At 74.2% G+C, this 21,914-nt stretch carries 16 protein-coding genes; 12 read left to right on the forward strand and 4 right to left on the reverse strand.

Translation table 11 applies throughout. The features are described 5' to 3' along the window. Positions 1–707 precede the first annotated feature (707 nt). Genes WMF43_RS24275 through WMF43_RS24285 form a run of 3 tightly spaced genes read left to right on the forward strand, consistent with a single transcriptional unit; the run spans position 708 to position 4,575 of the window. Positions 708–2,939, forward strand: a complete 2,232-nt coding sequence (locus tag WMF43_RS24275) for a hypothetical protein (protein ID WP_437683529.1) — start codon at positions 708–710, stop codon at positions 2,937–2,939. Then, positions 2,936–3,601, forward strand: coding sequence for a hypothetical protein (locus WMF43_RS24280; RefSeq protein ID WP_437683531.1), 666 nt, complete (start codon positions 2,936–2,938; stop codon positions 3,599–3,601). The genes WMF43_RS24275 and WMF43_RS24280 overlap by 4 nt, the downstream gene beginning before the upstream one ends. A 5-nt stretch (positions 3,602–3,606) precedes the next feature. Further along, positions 3,607–4,575, forward strand: coding sequence for a formylglycine-generating enzyme family protein (locus tag WMF43_RS24285; RefSeq protein ID WP_437683532.1), 969 nt, complete (start codon positions 3,607–3,609; stop codon positions 4,573–4,575). Positions 4,576–4,703: 128 nt separating this feature from the next. On the opposite strand, the gene WMF43_RS24290 is transcribed toward WMF43_RS24285, so the two are convergent. Next, a complete protein-coding gene (locus WMF43_RS24290; RefSeq protein WP_437683534.1) occupies positions 4,704–5,366 on the reverse strand; it encodes a hypothetical protein in 663 nt (220 codons plus the stop codon). A gap of 101 nt (positions 5,367–5,467) precedes the next feature. Between WMF43_RS24290 and WMF43_RS24295 the strand changes: the two genes are divergently transcribed. The 3 genes from WMF43_RS24295 to WMF43_RS24305 all read left to right on the forward strand — a co-directional run bounded on the left by WMF43_RS24295 (position 5,468) and on the right by WMF43_RS24305 (position 8,301). After that, the gene (locus tag WMF43_RS24295) at positions 5,468–5,863 is read left to right on the forward strand and encodes a VOC family protein (protein WP_437683535.1); all 396 of its coding nucleotides are present in this window, start codon (positions 5,468–5,470) and stop codon (positions 5,861–5,863) included. A 487-nt stretch (positions 5,864–6,350) separates the two neighbouring features. After that, positions 6,351–7,160, forward strand: coding sequence for a hypothetical protein (locus WMF43_RS24300; protein WP_437683537.1), 810 nt, complete (start codon positions 6,351–6,353; stop codon positions 7,158–7,160). Positions 7,161–7,356: 196 nt separating this feature from the next. Further along, the gene (locus WMF43_RS24305; RefSeq protein WP_437683539.1) at positions 7,357–8,301 is read left to right on the forward strand and encodes a bifunctional methylenetetrahydrofolate dehydrogenase/methenyltetrahydrofolate cyclohydrolase; all 945 of its coding nucleotides are present in this window, start codon (positions 7,357–7,359) and stop codon (positions 8,299–8,301) included. Position 8,302: 1 nt separating this feature from the next. On the opposite strand, the gene WMF43_RS24310 is transcribed toward WMF43_RS24305, so the two are convergent. Further along, the gene (locus WMF43_RS24310) at positions 8,303–9,157 is read right to left on the reverse strand and encodes an NAD(P)H-binding protein (RefSeq protein WP_437683541.1); all 855 of its coding nucleotides are present in this window, start codon (positions 9,155–9,157) and stop codon (positions 8,303–8,305) included. Between the two features lie 202 nt (positions 9,158–9,359). Here WMF43_RS24310 and WMF43_RS24315 point away from each other — a divergent pair, with 202 nt between their 5' ends. Then, positions 9,360–10,292, forward strand: a complete 933-nt coding sequence (locus WMF43_RS24315) for a LysR family transcriptional regulator (RefSeq protein ID WP_437683543.1) — start codon at positions 9,360–9,362, stop codon at positions 10,290–10,292. 95 nt (positions 10,293–10,387) lie between these two features. Here the strand turns inward: WMF43_RS24315 and WMF43_RS24320 are convergent, their stop codons facing one another. Further along, a complete protein-coding gene (locus WMF43_RS24320) occupies positions 10,388–12,010 on the reverse strand; it encodes a hypothetical protein (RefSeq protein WP_437683544.1) in 1,623 nt (540 codons plus the stop codon). Between the two features lie 121 nt (positions 12,011–12,131). Here WMF43_RS24320 and WMF43_RS24325 point away from each other — a divergent pair, with 121 nt between their 5' ends. Next, on the forward strand, positions 12,132–15,761 hold the full coding sequence (locus tag WMF43_RS24325; protein ID WP_437684069.1) for an SNF2-related protein: 3,630 nt from the start codon (positions 12,132–12,134) through the stop codon (positions 15,759–15,761). A 23-nt stretch (positions 15,762–15,784) separates the two neighbouring features. Further along, positions 15,785–18,517, forward strand: coding sequence for a bifunctional acetate--CoA ligase family protein/GNAT family N-acetyltransferase (locus WMF43_RS24330; protein WP_437683545.1), 2,733 nt, complete (start codon positions 15,785–15,787; stop codon positions 18,515–18,517). Positions 18,518–18,598: 81 nt separating this feature from the next. Here the strand turns inward: WMF43_RS24330 and WMF43_RS24335 are convergent, their stop codons facing one another. Continuing rightward, positions 18,599–19,591, reverse strand: a complete 993-nt coding sequence (locus WMF43_RS24335) for a LysR family transcriptional regulator (protein ID WP_437683546.1) — start codon at positions 19,589–19,591, stop codon at positions 18,599–18,601. 78 nt (positions 19,592–19,669) lie between these two features. Here WMF43_RS24335 and WMF43_RS24340 point away from each other — a divergent pair, with 78 nt between their 5' ends. The 3 genes from WMF43_RS24340 to WMF43_RS24350 all read left to right on the forward strand — a co-directional run bounded on the left by WMF43_RS24340 (position 19,670) and on the right by WMF43_RS24350 (position 21,869). Then, positions 19,670–20,299 (forward strand): glutathione binding-like protein, encoded by a 630-nt coding sequence (locus WMF43_RS24340; RefSeq protein WP_437683548.1) that lies wholly within the window; start codon positions 19,670–19,672, stop codon positions 20,297–20,299. 278 nt (positions 20,300–20,577) lie between these two features. After that, on the forward strand, positions 20,578–20,817 hold the full coding sequence (locus WMF43_RS24345; protein WP_159397258.1) for a hypothetical protein: 240 nt from the start codon (positions 20,578–20,580) through the stop codon (positions 20,815–20,817). Between the two features lie 44 nt (positions 20,818–20,861). Further along, positions 20,862–21,869 carry a hypothetical protein gene (locus WMF43_RS24350; RefSeq protein WP_437683550.1) on the forward strand — a complete coding sequence of 336 codons (1,008 nt, stop codon included), beginning with the start codon at positions 20,862–20,864 and terminating at the stop codon, positions 21,867–21,869. Positions 21,870–21,914 lie beyond the last annotated feature (45 nt).

Consider the following 21,914-nt stretch of genomic DNA (forward strand, 5'->3'; position numbering starts at 1 on the left):
GGCGGGCGCGGCGCGCGGGCCGCGCGGCCGCCGACAAGGAGGCCCGCGAGCAGAGGACGGAGCCGGCGGTCTGCGCCCGGCGGCGCCCACGGCCCGGCCGCGCGCGCCGTCGGGCGCAGGAGGTGGAGTGGCTCGGTGGTCGCATGAATCTCCCTGGCGGGTCCGCGCTCGCGTGCGCGAGGCGCGTCGCCGCGCGCGCGATCTCCGCACAGTCGCACTCCGGGCGATTCCTGTCTAGATCGCTTGTTCGAGGATCATCTCCGGAATCGAGGGAGCCTATTCACCCACCTGCGGCAATCCAGCCCTTTGTGGTGCTGCCCGCGTGAGCCTCACCACGGCGCCACGCTTGGAGCAGGGCGTCCGGCGGCGCTCGCGCCGGCGGGGTTTGCCGCGGCGCTCCATGCGATGCGGGCCGCGTCGGCCACCGGAGAAGTGGCCAGTCTGAGCAGGACCGGAACAGGCGTGGAGCGCCGGAGCACCGATGTCGATAGAGGCCCGCGAGCGCGCCGTTCATGGAGCGATATCGCCCGCGCGCGGCGGCGCTCGGGCAGCGCCGGATGCCCGGCCGGAGCTGATGAGTCCGATCGCGACCGGCGGACGCGCGGCCGGCGGACGTCGGAGGCCGGCGGGTCGCGCCGGGGCTCCGGGGTCCGCCGCCAGCGCACGTTGACCCGGAGCTGGCGGGTGAGCGAACATCCTGCGTTCCCTTGCGCGACCTCGCGACACGCCACGTCACCGCGCTCACCGCGCTCACCGCGCTCACCGCGCTCACCGCGCTCACCGCGCTCACCGCGCTCGCCGCGCTCGCCGCGCTCGCCGCGAGCGCGTGCTCGAGCGGCCCCGCGGCCGGCCCGGACGCGGGGCCTGCCCCGACCGCCAGCGCCCTCGCCCCCGCCGGGCCTACCGCGCCGCCCCCCGCCGCGGCCGCGCCCTTGCCCGCTCCGGTCCGCGAGGGCGGCGCCCTCGCCCGCTCGGTGAGCGAGGACGCCCTCTACGTGGCCGACGAGGACCACGGCGTGCTGCGCGTCGTGCCGCTGCCGCTCGACCCGGCGCGGCCGGGGGTGGGCGTGCCCGCGCCGGGCAAACCCGCGCAGGTGCTCGCGCTGGGCGGGCAGGAGCGCCGCGTGCTCGCGACGGTCCGCGACCCGGGGCTGCTGGTCATCCTGCGGCCGGACCCGGCGGCGGGCCTCGTCGAGGTGGGCCGCGTCCCGTTGCCGGCGGACGCGTGGGGGATCGCGGTGACGCCCGACGAGAGGACGGCGATCGTGACGTCGGCGTGGACCCACAAGGTCTCGGCCGTGGACCTCGAGGCCGCGCGGACCCGGTGGACCGTCGACGTCGGCCGCGAGCCGCGCGGCGTCGCCGTGCTGCCCGACGGCAGCGCCGCGTACGTGAGCCACCTCGTCGGCGCGGATCTCACGCGCATCGACGGCCTCGGCGGGTCGCCCGCGGTGCGGCGCGTCGCCCTGCCCGCGGCGCCGCTCCGCGCCCCGTCGGGCGAGCGGCTCGCCGCCTCGCTGGGCTACGCGGTGGCGCTCTCCGAGGACGGGCGGCGCCTGTTCGCGGCGCGGCACGCGCTCGGCGCCATGGGCCACGCCGCCTGGTTCGGCGCCGCGACCGTGGACGTGCTGATCACCGGCCGCGACGAGCCGCTGGCCCCGCCGCACCACGGCAACCTGCCGGTGCTCCGGTCGGCGTTCGCGGAGCAGGTGATCACGCCGGAGAGCGTCATCACCCTCCCGGGCGCGAGCGTCACGCCCGTCACGCAGCCGCGCGCCGTGGCTTACCGCAAGCGCGCGCGCACGCTGCTCGTCGCGGGCGAGGGCGACGACCTCGTGCTCGAGGTGGACGCGACCGCGGTGGATCCCACGCTGGCGATCGCGGCGCGGTACCAGGTCGGCGGCCGCTACGATCCGCACATCCGCGTGGCGGGCACCTGCGGCGCCCCGACCGGCCTCGCGCTCTCGGCGGACGAGGCGACGGCGTGGGTGTTCTGCCGCTCGACCGGCGACGTGGCGTCGCTCCGGCTGAGCGATGCGGCCGCGGCGGCGGCCCCTCCTGCGAGCGCGGCGGCGGCGGCGGCGGTCGTCCCCGGGAGCGCCGCCGCGGCGGCCGCGGGCGGGCCGCCCCTGGAAGGCCCGGCGGCGCTCGTGCACCTCGCCGACGATCCGCTCGGCCCCGAGGTCGCGAAGGGCCGCCGGCTCTTCTACAACGCGCTCGACGCGACGGTGAGCGGCAATCTCGGCTGCGCGGGCTGCCACCCCGAGGGGCGCGACGACGGGTACGTCTGGCGCGAGGCCACGTTCAGCACCGCCGACGGCGAGCACGCGAACTTCGTCGGGCGGCCGGAGAACATCCCCGAGGTCGCCAAGAAGAAGGGGTACCCGCGGCGCACGCCGATGCTCGCCGGCAACGTCGGCGCGGCCGGGCCGTACGGGTGGCACGGCGAGAACGAGGACCTGCACGGCAGGCTCCAGGCCGGCATGGGGCTGCACCGCTGGGGCGGGCTGCCGATCGATCACACGCCGGCGGGCCTCGGGGCGCGGGCGACGTACCTCGCGATGTTCGTGCGCCGCGGCCTCGTGACGCCGCCGCGCGCCGAGGCGGGGCCGGACGAGCGGGTGAAGCGCGGCCGGGACATCTTCCACAGCGACGAGGCGAAGTGCGCCCGCTGCCACGTGCCCACGAGCGATTACACCGATCGCACGGCGTACCCGATGCCGAAGCGGCCGCCGCCTCCGGGGTACGACGAGGATCCGCGCCTCGAGTACAAGACGCCCTCGCTGCGCTTCGTGGGCGGGCGGCCCCCGTACCTGCACGACGGTCGCGCCGGCACGCTCGCGGAGCTCATCGAGCAGAACGCCGACTGGATGGGCAAGACCAGCCACCTCTCGCCCGAGGATCGGGCGGCGCTCGTGGCCTTTCTGGAGACGTTATGAAGCCGCGCTTCGCCCTGATCGGCGCGATGGCGGCCGGGATGGCCGGTATCCTGGCCGCGGCGCCCGGCGTGCCCGGCGCGCAGCCGGCAGGCGCGCCGCAAGCCGCGCCGGGCGCACCACAAACCGCCGCGCCAGGCGCACCGCAGACCGCCGCGCCAGGCGCACCGCAGACCGCCGCGCCAGGCGCACCGCAGACCGCCGCGCCAGGCGCACCGCAGACCGCCGCGCCCGATATCGGCGAGGAGCGCCCGCTCGACGCCGAGGCCTTCCCGTCCGAGCCGTCCAAGCAGCCCACTGCCGCCGAGTGGAAGGCCGCGCCGCGCGTCCGGCTCTCCCGTGTCGGCCCCGCGGCGGCGGGCTGCCGCGCTTACCGGACGAGGGAGTGGCTGCGCATCCGCTGTCCGGAGCTCACCATCTCCGCGATTTCTCTGCTCGGCGGCAAGACCGAGGGGGTGGCCTTCTGGATCGATCCGCCCCGGGGCGGCAGCGAGCTCCCCCGCGGCGGCGAGGTGATGTTCCCGATCCGCCGCGGCGATCGGCGGGTGATCCAGATCCTGACCTTCGGCCCGGGGTACGACGGGCCGTTCACCTTGTTGCCCGCGATCGTCGTCCAGGAGCACTGGCTGGAAGGCGACCCGGCGCCGACCGTGACCGCCTCGTAGACACCATGCGATCCCCCACCACGCCGCTCGTCCTCACCCTCCCCTCGCTGCTCCTTGCTGCCGCCTCGTGCGGCGTCCTCGCCGCCGCGTGCGGCGCCTCTCCCGCGGCGCCCGACGGCTCCCCGCCCGCCGGACCGGCCCAACCCGGGACGGCCGCTGCCCAACCCGGGACGGCCGCTGCCCAACCCGGGACGGCCGCTGCCCAACCCGGGACGGCCACCTCGCAACCCGGGACGGCCACCTCGCAACCCGGGACGGCCACCTCGCAACCCGGCAACGCGCCGGCCGCGGCGGCCGCCGCCCCGGCGACGCCCTCCGACGGCTGCCCGGACGGCATGGCCCGGGTCCCCGGGGGGAGCTTCGTGATGGGCCCGCTCAAGGTGAAGGCCACCGTGGCCGACCTGTGCATGGACAAGACCGAGGTCACCGCCGAGGCCTACGCCGCGTGCGTCAAGGCAGGTAAGTGCACGGATACACTCGCAAATTGCGCCAAGGAGGCGTCGACCTACGGCGTGGCCGGCAAGGAGAAGCAGCCGATGGTCTGCGTCGACTTCGCGCAAGCCGAGGCCTACTGCGCGGCGCAGGGCAAGCGGCTGCCGCGCGACGCCGAGTGGGAGTGGGCCGCCCGCGGCGGCGAGGAGGCGCGCCCGTACCCGTGGGGCGACGAGGCCCCGAAGGATCAGCTCTGCTGGTCCGGCGGCGGCACGGTGCGCAAGACCGCGTGCGACGTCGGCAGCTTCCCCGCCGGCGCGAGCCCGCAGGGCATCCACGACCTCGCCGGCAACGTGTTCGAGTGGACCACGAGCGCCAACGACGGCAGCGGCAAGATGCGCGTCGCCCGCGGCGGCAGCTGGCGCGACGGCATCCCGCCGCTCGTCAGGACGGCGCGGCCGGGCGGCTTCGAGGTCACCTACCGGTGCGGCTTCCTCGGGATCCGCTGCGTCGTCGAGCCGGCCGCGCAGGCCGCCAAGTAGCTCGTCCCATCGCGGTGCGCCCGTCGCTCTCGCGCCCGCTCCTGTCGCTCCTGTCGCTCCCGCGCTCGCGCGGCGCGCTCACGCCGCGGGCGCGCGCGGCAGGAGCGCTGGCGGGCGCCCCCGCGCGCTCACGACGCGTCGGTGGCGGAGAGCCAGGTCGCCAGCGCCTCGGCCGTGAATGAGAGCACCACCTCCCCCACCCGGTCCTGCCCCAGCCGATCGAGCCGCTCCGCGAGCGCGGCGTGCTCTACCTCGGTCAGCAGCCGGCCGAGCCGCATCGCGCACAGCCGGGCCGTCATCTGGAGCTCCCCGCGCTCCTCCGCCTCTTTGATCGCCTCTTTGACCGCCTCGTTGATCCTCCGCGCGGTGAACTGCTCGAACCATTCCCGGGTTTCCACGATCAAATCCCTCTCTTCCGCCGGCAGCGCAGGAAGGAGATCCTCCGGCACCTCGAAGCTTAACCGAACGAGCCACGGCAGCGCCACCCGTCGCTCCCACGCGTCCTCCGGCAGCGACGCAAGGTCCCGTAGCGCCGCCCGCCTCACCCGCGCCGAGCCGAGCAGCCGCAGGAGCACGGTGCTCCTCACGCGCGGCAGCTCGGCGATCACCACGATCTGGACCCGCCACCCCGGCGCCGGCGCGCCGTACAGGCCCTCCGCCCCGGCGGCGTCCGGCACGAACCCGAAGTCGCGCAGCACCCCGTCGGGCCGCCCGGCGCTCAGGAGCCACGTCGCCGGCACCGCGAGCTGGCGCTCGGCGCGCAGCTCGAGCGTATGGTGCCACTGGTACACTCCGCGGCGCCGCCCGGGTCCCCGCCCGCCTGGCGCCCGGGGTTCCGCCGCCTGCCGGCTTGCGTCTCTGCCCTGCACACCACACGTCCGCTCCAAGGAACATGCACACCGACGAACCCTACCTGATGCCCTCCTACGTCAAGCTCCTCGTCGCCGACGCGGAGCGCTCCGCCTCGTTCTACGGGCTCCTCGGCTTCACCCGCGTCCACCAGGATCCGGTGTTCGTCCACCTGCGCTGGGCGCGTCACGCCGACCTCTTCCTCGTCGCGACCCCGCCGGGCGTCGCGCTCGCGGGGCAGCGCGGCGTCGGCGTCATCGTCTGCTTCAGCGCCACCGGCGATCTCGGCGTCGAGACCATCGCGGCGCGCGCCACGGCGGCCGGCGCCGCCGTGGATGGGCCGCGCGACCAGCCCTGGCACACCCGGGAGGCCGTGATCACCGATCCCGACGGATACCGCCTCTGCTTCGTCGAGCCGAGCGCGGCCGTCGTGGTGTGATCGGGCGCCCGCGCCGGGAGCCACGGCGCGCCGCGCGACACGACGGCGCAGGAGCGCCGGGCGCGACGTGCGCCGCACTCCATGCGATGCCGTGGACGAGAGCCAGTGTGCCTGCGGCCCCGCCGGGGCCCTCGGCTGCGCGGGAGAGTACGAGAAGGACAAGGGCCCTGCGAAATGCGATAAGGAGCTCAAGGGGCTCAACGATTGCATCGACTAGCCCCTGTCCGACGGACGCAGCGAGCGGCCCGCCCCTCGAGAGCGCGAGCGAGTGAGGATGGGTTTCCAAGCGCCCCCGCGCCGTCGCGCCGCGAGCTGCGCGCTGAGGTCGCCTGATCAGGCATCTCCCGACCACGCGGCGCGCCGCTCGGCGCGCGACTGGCGACTGCACCCCGGCCCTCGACTTCGAGGGTGATCCTCCACTGGACATCGGCCTCCGCCCGTCTCAGGCTCTCGCTCGAGCGCGAGGCTCTTAGTCTGAGGAGGAATCATGCAGATCGACTTCGACATGCCGGTGGTCGCGGACGGCGGCCTCGATGCGGGCGTGCTCGACCGGGTCCTCGTCGACCGGGAGCGAGGCGTCCTCACCCACGTGGTGCTCCGCTCCCCGCTCGCGAGCGAGGAGCTGCTCGTCTCGATGGACCTCGTGCAAGGCACCGCGGAGGGGCGGCTCCGCCTGCGATCCGGGCGAGACGAGCTCATCGCGTTGCCTCGGTACTACGAGGGACGGACGACCGCGCAGCCAGCGGGGCGCGTCGACACCTCGCTCGTCCCGCAGCCGCCCGAGCGGCGGCAGGAGCTGGAGGACGCGCTGGGCGTCACCGACGATACGGTCGAGCTCGGCCCCGAGACGCGGGTGATGACCGTCGACGAGGCGGAGGTGCAGCTCATGGGCATCGGCGCGAACGATCCCGGCAACGACATCTCGCGCCTCCACGTGCGCGGCCCCGCCGGGGCCGAGGCCTACTTCCCCGCGTCCTGGATCGACGTGATGCGCGAGGACGTGGTGGCGCTCACGGTGACGCGCGACGACGTCCTGCGGGCGCACCCCTCGCCCCGGCTGCCGGACGGAAAGCTCACGGACCTCGAGGGCCTCTCCGGCATGGGCGGTCTCGACGGCGACACGCCCGAGGAGGTGTTCGGCGAGGACTTCGTCGACGAGCTCCGCGGCAAGGGCGGCATGGTGCTCAACGTGCCCGGGACCAGGGGTCCGGGGGAGCCGGCGGACGGCCGCGCGGCCGAGCCCGTCGACGCGGGCGCGGCCGGCAGCGCGGAGCGGCGGCGCCCGCCTCGCGCGTAGGCCGCCGGCCCGGCGAGACGGCCGCCCGGCGACGGGCGCCGGCGCGCGCCGCGCTCGGGCGGACTCCGCGCCTCCAGCACCCGAGTCGCGCGTCGCCTGCGGCGGACCGCGGCATCACGTGCCGCGGACCGCGGCACCACGTTGAGCCCGCCGGAGCCTTGACAGCGATGCTCGCGCGTGCTCGTCTCCGCGCGAAATGGACCCGCACGACAAGGGGCCGAGCCCGGACGCCCGCACCGCCAGCGTCCTGGATCCGGCCGCGGTGGCGGAGACGTTCCGCCGCGAGATCCGGGCGGAGCTCGCCGCGCTGCCGGAGCCGCTGTTCCTGGTCGGCGTGCTCGCGGCGGATCACGGCCCTTCGTACACCTACGCGGAGTACACGCGGAAGGCGTGCGAGGACGTGGGCGTGCGCTTCGAGATCCGCCACGCCACGCGCCTCAGCGCCGAGGCCGCCATCCGCTCGGCGAACGAGGACCGGGGCGTACACGGGATCATGGTGTACTATCCGATCTTCGGCACAGAGCAGGACGTGTACCTGAGGGACACCGTCGATCCGTCCAAGGACATCGAGGGGTTACACACGTTCTGGGCACGTTGCCTGTACGGGAACAAGCGCTTCCTCGACGAGGTCAAGACCAAGAAGTCGATCCTGCCCTGCACGCCGCTCGCCATCCTCAAGCTGGTCGAGGCAGCCGGCTTCTTCGGCGGAGGAGAGCGGCCGCTCGAGGGCCGGAGCGTGTGTATCTTCAACCGCAGCGAGGTGGTCGGGAGGCCGCTCGCGAGCATGATGGCGCACGACGGCGCCCACGTGACGTCGTTCGACATCGACGGTCCGCTGCTCTTCGTCCCCAGCGCCTCCGGCGACTCCCACGACGTGCACGAGACGACGGTGGACCGGGCGAGCGCGCTGCGGCAGGCGGACATCATCGTGACCGGCGTGCCCTCGCGGAGCTTTCCCCACGTGCAGGCCGCCGAGATCCGCGAGGGCAGCCTGTGTATCAATTTCTCCACCTTCAAGAACTTCAGCGACGATATCCAGAGCAAGGCCAAGGTGTTCGTGCCCCGCGTCGGCCCCATGACGGTGACGATGGCGATCCGCAATAGCCTGCGGCTCTACAAGAACGCCCACCAGCGCGGGTAGGTCAGCCCCCGGTCCACACCGGCGCGTGCTCGCGCGCCCACGCCTCGAACGTCCGCGGCTTCCGCCCCGTCACGCGCTCGACCGTGTCGGTCTGCACCGCGGCGTTCCCCGCGCGGATGCGCTCGATGAGCTCCCCCACGGCCTCCGCGAGCGACGCGGGTGTCCCGGCCTCGATCATCCGCCGCTTGGCGGCGTCGACCGAGACGTCCACGCGCCTGAGCGGCGTGCCGAGGACACGCGCGAGGATCTCCACCTGCTCCGGCGTGCTGAGGAGCTCGGGGCCGGTCAGCTCCAGCGCCTCGCCGAGGAGGTCTTGCGCCACCATCGCCCTCGCGGCGACCGCGCCGATGTCGCGCGGGGCGATCGGCGCGGTCTTGCCGTCCCCATGCGGGTTGTAGACCACCCGCTCGGCCTTGATGGACCGGGCCCACTGGAAGGTGTTCGACATGAACGTGCCGGGCCGGACGAACGTCCACCGGAGCCCGGAGGCCCTGACGAGCTGCTCCCGCTCGGCGTGCCGGCGCGCGAGCAGGTTCGTGGGTGAACCGGCGCTGAAGCTCGACAGGAGGACGACGCGCGGCGCGCCGCGCTCCTGCGCCGCTGCGAGGAAGCCCCGGACGTGCTCGTGGCCCTCGGCATCGGCCGACGGCAGCAGGAACGCCGCGGTCACGCCCGCGAGCGCCGCCGCGACCGTGTCCGGTCGCGCGAAGTCGCCCACGGCCTTCTCGACCCGGGCTCCCCAGCGGGCCACCTTGCGTTCGTCGCGCGTGAAGACACGCACCTTCTCCCCAGCGGCGAGGAGCTCCTCGACGACTTCCTTCCCGACGTTCCCCGTAGCACCCGTGACCAAGTACATGAGCGTCTCCTTCCAGGTGGATCCGCCGGCGCGGCCCGCGCCGTGAGCCCTCGCGCCCGGCGCGAGGCCCCGCGCCTCGCGGCGCCTGCCGGTCGCGAGCGCGGCGGATCGAGCACCCTTGTTGGAGCGAACCTACGGCGGCGCCGCCCGCTTGATTAGCCTTGACCGGTGGAAAGAATAGTTCCATGGGTGGGACAATCCCGTGCTGCCCGATCTCAACGAAGCCGCCGTCTTCACCAGGGTCGTCCAGGCGGGGAGCTTCACGCGGGCCGCGCGCGAGCTCGGGATGCCGAAGTCCACGGTGAGCCGGAAGGTGGCCGAGCTCGAGGCCAGGCTCGGCGCGCAGCTGCTCCGGCGGACGACGCGCAAGCTCAGCCTCACGGACGTCGGCGCGGTCTATTTCGAGCGCTGCGCGCGCGTCGTGGCCGAGCTCGAGGACGCCGATCGGATCGCGGCGCAGAGCCAGGCGGGGCCGCGGGGGCGCCTCCGGATCAGCGCGCCGCCGAACTTCGGGTTCCTCGGCGGCGCGCTCGCCGACTACCTGCGCGTCCACCCGGAGGTGAGCGTGGAGCTGGTCTGCACCGACCGCATGGTCGACCTCGTCGCCGAGGGGTTCGACGCCGCGCTGCGGTTCGGGGTGCCCAGCGACACGTCGCTCGTCGCGCGCCGCGTCGGGGTCCTCCCGCGCTACCTCGTGGCCGCGCCCGCGTACCTCGCGCGGCGCGGCGCCCCGCGCGCGCCGGCGGATCTCGCGGACCACGACGCGCTCGTCTTCCACGGGGCGCGCCCGGGGGAGCCGCCCGGCGCGCGGTGGGTGCTGCACCGCGGCCCGCGGCGCGCGGAGGTGCACGTCACGCCGCGCGCCATCGCGAACAGCCTCGACGCCCTGCACCACCTCGCGCTCGCGGGGCTGGGCCTCGCGATGCTGCCCGCCCTGCGGTGCGAGCGGGACCTCGGCGAGGGCCGGCTCGCGCGGGTGCTCGAGGAGTGGAGCCCGGTCGACGCGGCGCTCTACGTGGTCTATCCGGGAACACGGCACCTCTCGCCGAAGGTCAAGGTGTTCCTCGACCTGGTGCGCGAGCGCATGGCCCCGCTGCTGCGCGACCGGCGCGGCGCCGCCAAGGCGAGCCGGTGAGCGGACGGCTGAACGCGCCGCGCGCGGCGGCTCGTCTCCACGGGAGCGGCCGCCTCGCCTCCAGCGCGCCTACGGCCGCCTCGCCTCCAGCGCGCCTACGGATCGATGCGGAGCACGGCGACGTCCGACTCGCCGCTCGAGGTGAGCACCTTGCCTCCGAAATCGGCCTCGCCCCTGAACTCCGCGGCGAGGAACACGGCCTTCGTGGTCGCCGCGACCACCGCCTTTCTCTCGTCGTCGGGGCCGCCATAACTGCGCGCCCACAGCGGCGTACCGCCGGACGGCCCGGAGGGGTCGGACCCGAGCCCCAGCCGGGCGAGCCAGATGTCCCGCATTCCCTTGCTCGTTATCTCGGTGTCCCCGATCTTCGTCGTGCCGGCGAACGTCCCGGCCAGGAACACCATGTCGCCCGCGACGGCGACGCTCGACACGTCCGCGTTCGGGAAGTGGGTGAACCACTTGAGCTGGCCCCTCTCCGAGAAGCGGGCCACGAACACGTCGCGCTCCGTGAAGGCGGCCCTCGTCTCCCCCTGGATCGTGAGCGAGCCCGAGAAGGTGCCGGCGGCCACGGCGCCGCCGAACCCGTCGGGCGCGACGGGGAAATAAGGGTAATCGCCGAACTCTGCGGCCACCGCCCAGCTCGAGGAGTGCCTCGCCAGCACCAGCGCGCCCAGCGCCGTCTCCGTCCTGCCGTACATCACGAACGCTTCGCGGTAGCCGAACCCCGCCGCGACGCCGCCCACGCGCTCGTAGATGCTGTTCCCCACGGCGAAGCGCCAGGCGAGCTGGCCCGCGGCGTCGAAGGCGCCGAGGTGCGTGCCGGACGCGTCGTCCACGGTCAGGCACCCCCCTCCCACCACGTCGAACACGAGCAGGCTGCCGTCCGGCGCGAACGAGACGTCGCCGTGCTCGCTCGTCTCGTAGCCGGCATAACCCCCGCACGGGGACACCCATTTCGGCGTTCCATCCGGCATCAGCGCGAAGGCCACGAGGCCGCTCGCCAGCTTCCCTTCGATCACGGTCTGATCCCCGTCCGGCGCGAACAGGGCCACGCCGAGCTCGCCGGAGGGCGCGACGTCGATTCCGACGTTGAACGTGATCCCGTAGCGCTTTGCCCAGAGCGGGGCGCCCTCGGACGACAGCCGCGCCAGGTACGCCGGGCGGCTGAAGCCGGGGATGTCCGGCGACGACGCGAGGGCCGTCTGGCCGAACGTCATCGTGCCTGCGTACTGGCCGAGGAGGTACACGTTCCCGTCGGCATCGGCGGCGATGTCCCCGACCTCCTGGGCCGCCGGATCGCCGAAGGCCTGCGCCCAGACGACCTCGCCGCAGGCGCTCCCGTCGCAGTCCTCGTCGCCCGGGGCTGCGCAGTCCTCGTCCGCCGGCAGCACCTGCCCCTTGCAGGCCGCCGCTTCGTCGCCGCAGGCGCGCGTGCCGGCCTTGCACAGCCCGACGCCCTCCGTCCCCGGCTCGCCGCCATAACAGGCGATCTCCTGGCCTGGCTCACACGTGTCGCCCCCGCTGCCCGACGCTGCGCCCGCGCCGCCCGCGCCGCCGCTCGCGGTGTCGCGCTCCACGTCGTGGATGCCGAGCAACGCGCCGCAGCCGCCGAGCGCGACGCAGGCGCCGAGCGCGACGCAGGCAAGGGTGAGCGGCGATCTGGACAGCCGCGAATCGGGTTCGTGGATCGGGATCATGATCGGCGAGTCTACGATCATCGAGGGGGCCTTGCGCGATCTCGCGGCGCTCGCCGCGGCCGAGGGCGCAAGCGGCGCTCCGGGCCGACGCGAGATCCCTCTTGAGTCGCGCCCGGCCCCCAACGACGTTGCGCGGCCCGACATGGCGAGCGACGTCCAGGCAGCCCCCCCCGTCCTCCCGGAGCCCCCCTTCGCGACGCGGTCCGATCTGCTCGCCTGGCTGTCCCAGCACGGCGTCGCGCACCTCTCCCGGCTGAACCTCGAGGCGGTCGCGGGGCACGTCGATCCCGCCCTCTGGCCCGAGCTGCACGCGCTCGGCGCGCGGCGGCGCCTCATCGAGCTCGCGAGCGCCGAGGAGCTCCCGCGCTCGGTCGAGTGGCTTCCGCCCTCGCGCCTCCGGGACGTGCTGCCGCCCCTCGTGTGGCGCTTCCTGGAGGACGAGCGCGACGGCGCCGCGGAGGCGCGCGCCGCGGCCCCCGCGCTGCTCGATCCGCCCGAGGAGCCGCGCGCCCTCCCCCTCCACGCGCGGCTGTGCGCCCTGCGCGCGCGCCTGCCCGCCTCGGTCGCCCCGCGCCCCGCGCGCTCCCTGCGCGCCGGCGCGCTGCACGTCGACGCGGCGCTGCCCGGCTTCCGCTTCGAGGACCCGCTGCCCTTCGAGGCGCGCCCGCCCGCGGCGTTCGGCTTCATCCGGCCCGCGGCCCGGCTGGTCGTCGCCGAGGGGGCGCTCCGCGCCGAGTGCACCGCCTGCGGGAGCGACTGCGTGCACGTGCTCGCGGCCATCGACGCGGCGCTGCTCTGGCTGCGCCAGCCCGCGGGCGACGCCTTCTTCCGGGCGCTCGAGGAGCTCGGGCGGCCCGCCTGGGAGCGCACCCTGCTCGCGCTCGATCGGGCCCTCGAGGAGAGCCCCGCCGCGCGCGCCGGCGTCGAGCTCGTCTGGCGGCTCGACGTCGCCGACGACGCCGGCGTCGAGGTCGCGCCCTACGTCCACCGGCTCGGCAAGAAGGGCCAGCGCGGCGCGGGCACCCGGATCACCCGGCGACGCCTCCTCCACGAGCACGGCGCGCGGCTCTCCCCCGAGGACGCCCGCGCCGCGGCCCTCCTGCCCGACGGCGACGGGCTCGCGTCGCGGGCGCTGCTCGAGGCCCTCGTCGGCCACCCGCGGCTCGTCGTCGCCGACGCGCCCGACTGCCCGGTGCGCGTCGAGCGCGCGCCGGTCGGCCTCGTCGCGGAGGAGCGGAGCGGCGCGGTGCGGGTGAGCGCGGGCGTCGAGGGCACCGCGCTGCCCCCTGCCCTGCTCGAGCGCGTGCGCAAGGCCGGGCCCGACGACGTCGTCTTCCTCTGGGACTGGGACAAGGGCGCGCGGCGGCTCACGCTGCTCGACGTCAAGGCCGAGCTCCGGGCGCTCGTCGGCGTGCTCGTCCGCGAGGGCAACCTGTTCCCGCCCGAGAGCCACGGCGCCCTGCTCACCGCGCTCGCGAAGTGGGCCCAGCGCGTGCCGGTCGCCATGCCCCGCAGCGTGATGGGCGAGTCGGTCCCCGCCGAGGTGCTGCCGGTGCTGCGGCTCGTCGCCCACGCGAACGGCGCCGTCGAGGTCGAGCTCCGCGTGCGCGCGCTGGCCGACGGCCCGGCGCTCGTGCCCGGCCGGGGCGCGCGCGACGTCCACCTGCGGCGCGGGGACAGGGCCGTGCACGCGGTGCGCGATCTCCGCCGCGAGGAGGACGCCGCGCGGGCGCTCGCCGCCGAGCTCCCGCTCGGCGGGGCCGAGGCGCTGGAGCAGCAGCCGTTCCAGTACCGCTTCCCGAGCGCGCACGGGGCGCTCGACCTGCTCGCGGCCTGCGCGCGGCGCGAGCCTCCCCCGGAGCTCGAGTGGGTGGGCAAGCCGGTGCGCGCGCTGCCGAGCGGCGGCCCCCAGGCGCTCAAGGTGGTGCTCGAGCGGCGGCGCGCGTGGTTCGGCGCGCTCGGCGGATTGAGCGTCCAGGGCGAGCGGGTGGAGCTGGCCCGGCTGCTCGACGCGGCGCGACGCAAGGAGCGCTACGTCGAGGTCGAGGCGCACACCTACGTCGAGCTGGACGAGGCCCTGCGCCGCCACCTCGAGCGCCTTTCCGATCACGCCCACGCCTCGCGCCACGGGGTCGAGGTGGGCCCGTCGGCCGCCGAGGCGCTGCGGGCCCTCGAGGCGGACGGCGCCGCGCTCGAGGCCGACGCCGCCTTCCGGCAGCTCCTGGAGCGCGTCGCGGCGGCGAGCGCGCTCTCGCCCGCCGTCCCCGCCGCGCTCGCGGCCGACCTCCGCCCTTACCAGCGCGACGGCTTCCGCTGGCTCGTGCGGCTCGCGCGCGCCGGCGCGGGCGGCGTGCTCGCCGACGACATGGGCCTCGGCAAGACCGTGCAGGCCCTCGCCCTGCTGCTCGACCGGAGCGCGCTCGGGCCGGCGCTCGTCGTCGCCCCCACGTCGGTCGCCTTCAACTGGCGGGACGAGGCGCAGACCTTCGCGCCGTCCCTGCGCCTCGCGATCTACGCGGACGCGCCCGACCGCGGCGAGGCGCTCGCGGCGCTCGGCCCGGGCGACGTGCTGGTGCTCAGCTACGGCCTGCTCGTGCGCGACGCCGAGCTCCTCGCCGCCCAGCGCTTCGCCACCGTCGTCTTCGACGAGGCCCAGAGCCTCAAGAACGCGACCACCCAGCGCGTCCGGGCCGCGAGATCGCTACAGGCGGACTTCAAATTTGCGCTCTCGGGCACGCCGCTCGAGAACCACCTCGGCGAGCTCTGGAGCCTCTTCGCCGTCGTCTTCCCCGGCCTCCTGGGCAGCTGGGAGTCGTTCCGCGGCCGCTACGCCGCGCCGATCGAGCGGGACGCGGACCCCGCGGCGGCGCCCGCGCTCGCGCGGGTGCTCGCCCCCTTCCTGCTGCGGCGGACCAAGGCGCAGGTCGAGGCCGAGCTGCCGGCGCGCACCGAGGTGCGCGTGCCGGTCGTGCTCTCGAGCGCCGAGTGGCAGCTCTACGAGGACGCGCGCCTCGCCGCGCTCTCCGACCTCGAGACGCGCAAGTCGGTCCTGCGCGAGCAGGAGCGGCGCGTCGAGGTGCTCGCGGCGCTCACCCGCCTGCGGCTGCTCGCGTCGCACCCGCGGCTCTACGACGCGCGCTCGGAGCTCGCCTCGTCCAAGCTCGCCCGCCTGATGGAGCTCGTCGACGAGCTCTGCGCCGAGGGGCAGCGCGCCCTCGTGTTCAGCCAGTTCACCGCGCACCTCGCGCTCGTGCGCGCCGCGCTCGAGGCGCGCGGCGTAGGCTACGTCTACCTCGACGGGAAGACGCCCCGGAAGGCGCGGGAGGAGCGGGTGCGCGCGTTCCAGGAGGGCGCGGCGCCGCTCTTCCTCATCTCGCTCAAGGCGGGGGGCTTCGGCCTCAACCTCACCGCCGCGACCAACGTCATCCTCCTCGACCCGTGGTGGAACCCGGCCGTCGAGGACCAGGCCTCGGACCGCGCGCACCGCCTGGGGCAGGACCGGCCGGTCACCATCTATCGCCTCGTGGCGCTCGGCACGATCGAGGAGCAGATGCTGTCGCTGCACGCGCAGAAGCGCTCGCTCGTGGCCCAGGTCCTGAGCGGCAAGGAGCGGGCGGGAAAGCTGTCGACAGAAGAGCTCGCCAATCTCCTCTCGGAGCGCCTGCGCGGGCCGGGCGGCGACGATCCCGAGTCGCCCCATGCGCCCGGCGCGCCAGCGTGGCAAGACAGCCACCCTCGCTTCGCGGCGATGGACCTGGAAGTGCCCCGCTGAGCCACCCTTCAAGGAGCGTGACGGTGAATCCCTTGCCCAAGACGGATCGTGCCCACGACGTGCTTCACCAGGAGTTCCAGAGCCTCGATCCGATCTTCAAGCCCCGGAACGTCGCCGTGATCGGCGCGACCGAGAACAGCGGCGCCGTCGGCCGCACGCTCCTCTGGAACCTGATCAGCAACCCGTTCGGCGGGACGGTCTTCCCGGTGAACCCCAAGCGGTCGAGCGTCCTCGGGATCAAGGCGTACCCGAACATCGCCGCCGTGCCCGCCAAGGTGGATCTGGCGGTGATCGTCACGCCGGCCTCGAGCGTGCCGGGCCTGCTCGGCGAGTGCGTCGACGCCGGCGTGCGCGGCGCGATCATCATCTCGGCCGGGTTCAAGGAGATGGGCCCGCCGGGCGTCCAGCTCGAGCAGCAGATCATGGAGCGCGCCCGCGGGAAGATGCGCATCATCGGCCCGAACTGCCTCGGCGTCATGAACCCGATCGGCGGGCTCAACGCCACGTTCGCGAAGGGGCAGGCGCGGCCGGGCAAGGTGGCGTTCATCAGCCAGTCCGGCGCGCTCTGCACGGCGGTGCTCGACTGGAGCCTCCGGGAGCAGGTCGGCTTCAGCGCGTTCGTCAGCGTCGGCTCGATGCTCGACGTCGGCTGGGGCGATCTCGTCGACTACCTCGGCAACGACCCCAAGACGAACAGCATCCTGATCTACATGGAGTCGATCGGCGACGCGCGATCGTTCCTGTCGGCCGCCCGCGAGGTGGCGCTGAACAAACCGATCATCGTGATCAAGCCCGGCCGCAGCGAGGCGGCGGCGAAGGCGGCGGCGTCGCACACCGGATCGCTCACGGGCTCGGACGAGGTGCTCGAGGCGGCGTTCCGGCGCGTGGGCGTGCTGCGCGTGGGCGAGATCGCGGATCTCTTCTCCATGGCCGAGACGCTGGCCAAGCAGCCGCGGCCGCGCGGCAACCGGCTGAGCATCGTCACGAACGCCGGCGGCCCGGGCGTCCTGGCGACCGACGCGCTCGTGGCGAACGGCGGCGAGCTGGCGCCGCTCTCGCCGGAGACCCTGAGCGAGCTGAGCGGCTTCTTGCCGGCCGCCTGGAGCCGCAACAACCCGGTGGACGTGCTCGGCGACGCGGGCGCCGACCGCTACGCGCGGGCCCTCGAGGTCTGCGCCAGGGACCCGAACAACGACGGCGTGCTCGTCATCCTCACCCCGCAGGACATGACCGAATCCACGCAGACCGCCGAGGCCCTGCGCAAGCACGCGCACATCGACGGCAAGCCGGTCCTGGCCAGCTGGATGGGCGGCGCGGAGGTGGAGGCGGGCCGGACGATCCTCGCCCGCGCCGGTGTCCCGACGTTCGATTACCCCGACCTCGCCGCGCGCGCGTTCTGCTCCATGGTCCGCTACGCGTACAACCTGCGCGCGCTCTACGAGACGCCGCGCATCGATGAGCACGCGCGCGACGTCGATCGCGAGAAGGCGAAGGCGCTCGTCGCCGGCGTCCGCGCCTCCGGCCGGACGCTGATGGATGAATTCGAGTCGAAGCAGCTCATGGCCGCTTACGGCATCCCGACCGTGCGGACGGCGATCGCGAGGAGCGCGGAGGAGGCCTCGGCCACGGCGAAGCAGGTGGGGTATCCGGCCGTCCTCAAGCTCTACAGCGCGACGATCACGCACAAGACCGACGTGGGCGGCGTGAAGCTCAACCTGCTCGACGACGCCGCCGTCCGCCGCGCGTTCGAGGAGATCCGGGAGGCCGTCGCGCAGAAGGCCGGCGCGGAGCACTTCCAGGGCGTCACGGTCCAGCCGATGGTGTCGCTGAAGGACACTTACGAGATCATCCTCGGCAGCTCGGTGGATCCGCAGTTCGGGCCGGTGCTCCTGTTCGGGGCCGGCGGGCAGCTCGTCGAGGTCTTCAAGGACCGCGCGCTCGGCCTGCCGCCGCTCAACGCGACGCTGGCCCGGCGCATGATGGAGCAGACCAAGATCTACCGCGCCCTCCGGGGCGTGCGCGGCCGGAAGCCGGTGGACCTCGCCGCGCTCGAGCACCTGCTCGTGCGGTTCTCGCAGATGGTGATCGAGCAGCGATGGATCCGCGAGATCGACATCAACCCGCTCGCCGTGAGCGAAGAGGGGATGATCGCCCTCGACGCGCGGGTCGTCCTGCACCCGCCGGACACGCCGGAGTCGACGCTCCCGAGGTCGGCGATCCGCGAGTATCCGACCCAGTACGTGACGGAGCTCAAGGGCAAGGGCGGACAGACGTTCACGATCCGCCCGATCCGCCCCGAGGACGAGCCGCTGATGGTCAAGTTCCACCAGGGGCTCTCCGAGCGGACCGTGCGGCTCCGGTATTTCTACCCGATGCAGCTCGACCTGCGCACCGCGCACGAGCGGCTGACCCGCGTCTGCTTCGCCGACTACGACCGCGAGATGGCGCTGGTCGTCGAGAGGCCGCCCGCGGACGGCGCGGAGCGCGAGATCATCGGCGTCGGCCGGCTGAGCAAGCTGCCTGGCACCAACGACTCGGAGTTCGCCCTGCTGATCAGCGACCAGCACCAGCGGCAGGGGCTCGGGTCCAGGCTGCTCGGCATGCTCGTGCAGATCGCCCGCGACGAGGGGCTCTCCCGCATCGGCGCCGACATCCTTGGCGAGAACGTGGAGATGCAGCGCGTGGCGCAGAAGCTCGGGTTCAAGCTGACGCGCGATCTGGAGGACTCGACGCTGCGGGCGGAGCTCGTGCTGTAGGCGCCCCCGGGCCCGCGGCGCGCGCGCCGGGGTGGCGCGCCCGCCGGGGGTGGCGCGCCCACCCGGGCGGGCGCCCGCGTGTCACCCCGCGCGCGCCGTGATCCGCGGCGGCGCGCCCTCCAGCGCGGCGACCAGCCGCTCCGCCGCGCCCTCCGCCTCGCGCCGGCAAGCGATCCGCCACGGCCGGCGCAGCGGGCCGGACGACAGCCGCTTCACCGCGAGATCGCCGCCGCCGAGGTACCCGCTGGCCATCCACTCCGACAGGACCGCGATCCCCATGCCGGCGCGCGCCGCGTCGATCACGGCCTCCGTGAGCGGGAAGCGCAGGAACTCGAGCCTCGGCTTCCTCCGCCCGAAGACGCTCGTCATGAACCACCGCGCCTCGGCCGGCGGCGTGGTCGACGTGATCAGCGTGTTCGCTTCGAGGTGCTCGCGCGTGATCGCCGCCCGCCCGGCGAGCGGGTGCGACGTCGCCATCACGAACACGATCTCGTCCGAGAAGAGCGGCCGCTCCACGAGCGCGCCGCGCGCGGCGCCCGGCAGCGCCGCGGTGGTGAGCAGCGCGACGTCGATGTCGCCCCGGACGAGCGCGCCCACGGGATCCAGGGTGTGGTCCACCGCGAGCTCCACCTCGAGGCGCGGCAGCCTGCGCCGGAGGCTCGCCATGGCCGAGGGCAGCCAGCGGTACGCCGTGTAGCACTCGCACACGAGCCGGACGCGGGCCGGCGCGAGGGCCGGCGCGGCGACCTCCCGCTCGAGCTCCCGGAGCTGCGCGAGCACGAGCCCGGCCCCCGCGATGAGCCGCTCTCCCGCGGCGGTCGGCGCGACCCCGCGCGCGGTGCGATCGAACAGGCGCACGCCGACCCGATCCTCCGCCAGGGTGAGCGCCCGGCTCACGGCGGACTGCGTGATGTGCATCGCCGACGCGGCCCCCGCCGTGGTGCCGGCGGCCGAGAGCGCGAGGACGAGCTCCAGATCGCGGATCTCGAGCTGCGGTCGCGGCGCGATCGCCGGGGACGTGGGCGCCGCGGACGTGGGCGCCGGGGGCGCAGGCAGCGAGGCAATGCGTTTCATGCATCGATCCTATCACGACGATGCGTTGGACGCAGAGCGCCTCGAGGCGCACCTTCGTGGCGCCAAGGAGGTCCATCGATGAAGCTCTATTTTTCCCCGCTCGCATGCTCCCTCGCCACGCGCATCGCGCTGTACGAGGCCGGCGCCGAGGCCTCGTACGTCGAGGTCGACCCGAAGACGAAGCGCACCGAAGACGGCGCCGACTTCCGCGCGGTCCACCCGCTCGGGCTCGTACCCGTGCTCGACCTCGAGGGCGGCGAGGTCCTCACCGAGAACGCGGCGATCCTCCAGCTCGTCGCGGACAGGTTCCCGGCCGCGGAGCTCGCGCCGCGGGATGCGCACGGCCGGTCGCGCCTCCAGCAGTGGCTCTCCTTCGTCGGGACCGAGCTCCACAAGGCGCTCTACGTCCCGCTCCTGGACAAGGCGGCGCCGGCCGAGGTGAAGGCGTACGCGCTCGCCAAAGCCCCCTCGCGCCTCGGCTGGCTCGCCGAGCGGCTCGAAGGGCGGGAGTTCCTGCTCGACCGCTTCTCGGTCGCCGACGCCTACCTCTTCACGGTGCTCAACTGGTCCTCGGTGACGCCCGTCGACCTGAAGTCCTGGCCGGCGCTCCCCGCGTACCAGGCGCGCCTCCAGCAGCGCCCCAGCGTCGCGCGCGCCCTCGCCGAGGAGCGCGAGCGTTACCTCCGGACGCTCGAGCGTCACAAGTAGCTCGCGCCCTCGCCGAGGGGCGAGCGCGTCACCTCCGGACGCTCGAGCGTCACACGTAGCGCGCTGCCGTCCCTGGTCGACGACGAGCGCGCGCGAGTCCGCTGGAGCGTACCGAGTCCGTCGCGGCGGGCTCCGCTCCGGCGGACCGGGGCGTGCCGCCGGCGCGCGTCGTCCCCTCCCCGCCCCGCGCGGCCCCTCCTCGCTGGCATAGGCATTGCTTTACATCCACCTCGCTCGGCCAGCACCCCGGTGCAGGGCCGCGGGAGGAACCTTTGCCCATGTCGATTCGACACGTCGTCTTCTTGTCCATCGCGCTCGCCCAGGCCGCGTGTCCTCCTCCTCCTGTCCCCGAGCCTCGGAGGGACTGCCCCAAGGAGCCGAACTGCGGCCAGTGCGCCTCCCAGGGCGGCTGCGGCTGGTGTGATGGCCAGTGCATCGCGCTCGGCATCACGGCGTGCGAGAGCCCGGCCACCAGCCCGGACATGTGCCCGCCGCCCGTCGTCACGAGCGCTCCGTGAGCGCCGGTCCATGCCCTCTGACCCCACGTGAAGGGATATCGCCCATGTCGATCCAAGGAATCATCGCTCCGGAGAGCTACGAGCGGCTCAGGACCACCCTGGCCAAGACGTTCCCCGACACGACCCAGATCACGGACGCCATGGTGGACAGCGCCGTGGAGGCCATGTGGCGCGACTACCGGCCCGAGTACGCGGAGATGGGCGTCCCGCCGCCGCCGCCCGCCGGCCCCGAGGCCTTCGGCGAGGCGTGGGTCGACGCGACGAAGTCCGGGTTCCCGATCTACGTCGCGCACGCGACCCACCACCGCACGCTGAAGAAGGGCAGCGTCACGCCGATGCAGTCCAGGTTCATGGGCAACCTCCCCGTCGTGCGCGTCACCCTGCCGCCGAAGCTCACGGGCGCGCGCGACCACGTGATCTCGACGCCCCTCGGCGAGGTGTACCTGGCCGGCGATCACCTGGTCGGGTCGATCGAGCTCATCGCCAGCAAGTACGCCGGCAAGGCCCACCTCGGCTACACGCCCGAGCGCGTCGACCTGATCACCCCGGCGCGGCTCAACGGGATGCGGTTCGGCGCGATCGCCATGTACCTCGGCTACCGGCACATGCACGACCCGGAGCCCTCGTTCTACCTGCTCGAGGCCGGGACCGCGATGGGCGAGGCGAAGGTGCTCTACTTCGGCAAGACGATCGACGCCACGATCGTGCAGCCCTCCTGGTACGACCCCACGCCCTTCTCGTCGCCGAGCAACACGTACCGCGGCCACATCCGCGTCGACGGCGTCGACCCGGTGCACCTCAGCGTCCAGGCCTTCGAGCCCGGCCATACGAGCCCCTATATCGAGGTGAACGTCGACTACGAGCGCGTCACCGCGCTCTCCGTCCCCTGGCCGCTCGACCTGGTCCTCGGGGCGACCCAGCGCGTCGCCTTGATCGGGCAGACCATGGGGGTCCCCTCGGGCATCCCGCTGGAGGGCCTGTGGGCGATGGCCGGCTCGCGCCTGCGCTGGATCCAGGCGCCCACGATGGGCGCCGGGAGCTCGCCGCGCTGAGCGAGCTCCTGCGCGCGACGGTAGGCTCGCAGACACCGAAGAATC

The sequence above is a fragment of the Sorangium sp. So ce131 genome (genome assembly GCF_051519095.1).
Lineage (GTDB): Bacteria > Myxococcota_A > Polyangia > Polyangiales > Polyangiaceae > Sorangium.

Coding starts and splice junctions, on each gene's coding strand:
- WMF43_RS24345 (WP_159397258.1), top strand. CDS start 20,578: ATGTCGATTCGACACGTCGTCTTCTTGTCCATCGCGCTCGCCCAGGCC.
- WMF43_RS24295 (WP_437683535.1), top strand. CDS start 5,468: ATGCACACCGACGAACCCTACCTGATGCCCTCCTACGTCAAGCTCCTC.
- WMF43_RS24320 (WP_437683544.1), bottom strand. CDS start 12,010: ATGATCGTAGACTCGCCGATCATGATCCCGATCCACGAACCCGATTCG.
- WMF43_RS24280 (WP_437683531.1), top strand. CDS start 2,936: ATGAAGCCGCGCTTCGCCCTGATCGGCGCGATGGCGGCCGGGATGGCC.
- WMF43_RS24335 (WP_437683546.1), bottom strand. CDS start 19,591: ATGAAACGCATTGCCTCGCTGCCTGCGCCCCCGGCGCCCACGTCCGCG.
- WMF43_RS24340 (WP_437683548.1), top strand. CDS start 19,670: ATGAAGCTCTATTTTTCCCCGCTCGCATGCTCCCTCGCCACGCGCATC.
- WMF43_RS24300 (WP_437683537.1), top strand. CDS start 6,351: ATGCAGATCGACTTCGACATGCCGGTGGTCGCGGACGGCGGCCTCGAT.
- WMF43_RS24305 (WP_437683539.1), top strand. CDS start 7,357: ATGGACCCGCACGACAAGGGGCCGAGCCCGGACGCCCGCACCGCCAGC.
- WMF43_RS24350 (WP_437683550.1), top strand. CDS start 20,862: ATGTCGATCCAAGGAATCATCGCTCCGGAGAGCTACGAGCGGCTCAGG.
- WMF43_RS24285 (WP_437683532.1), top strand. CDS start 3,607: ATGCGATCCCCCACCACGCCGCTCGTCCTCACCCTCCCCTCGCTGCTC.
- WMF43_RS24310 (WP_437683541.1), bottom strand. CDS start 9,157: ATGTACTTGGTCACGGGTGCTACGGGGAACGTCGGGAAGGAAGTCGTC.
- WMF43_RS24325 (WP_437684069.1), top strand. CDS start 12,132: ATGGCGAGCGACGTCCAGGCAGCCCCCCCCGTCCTCCCGGAGCCCCCC.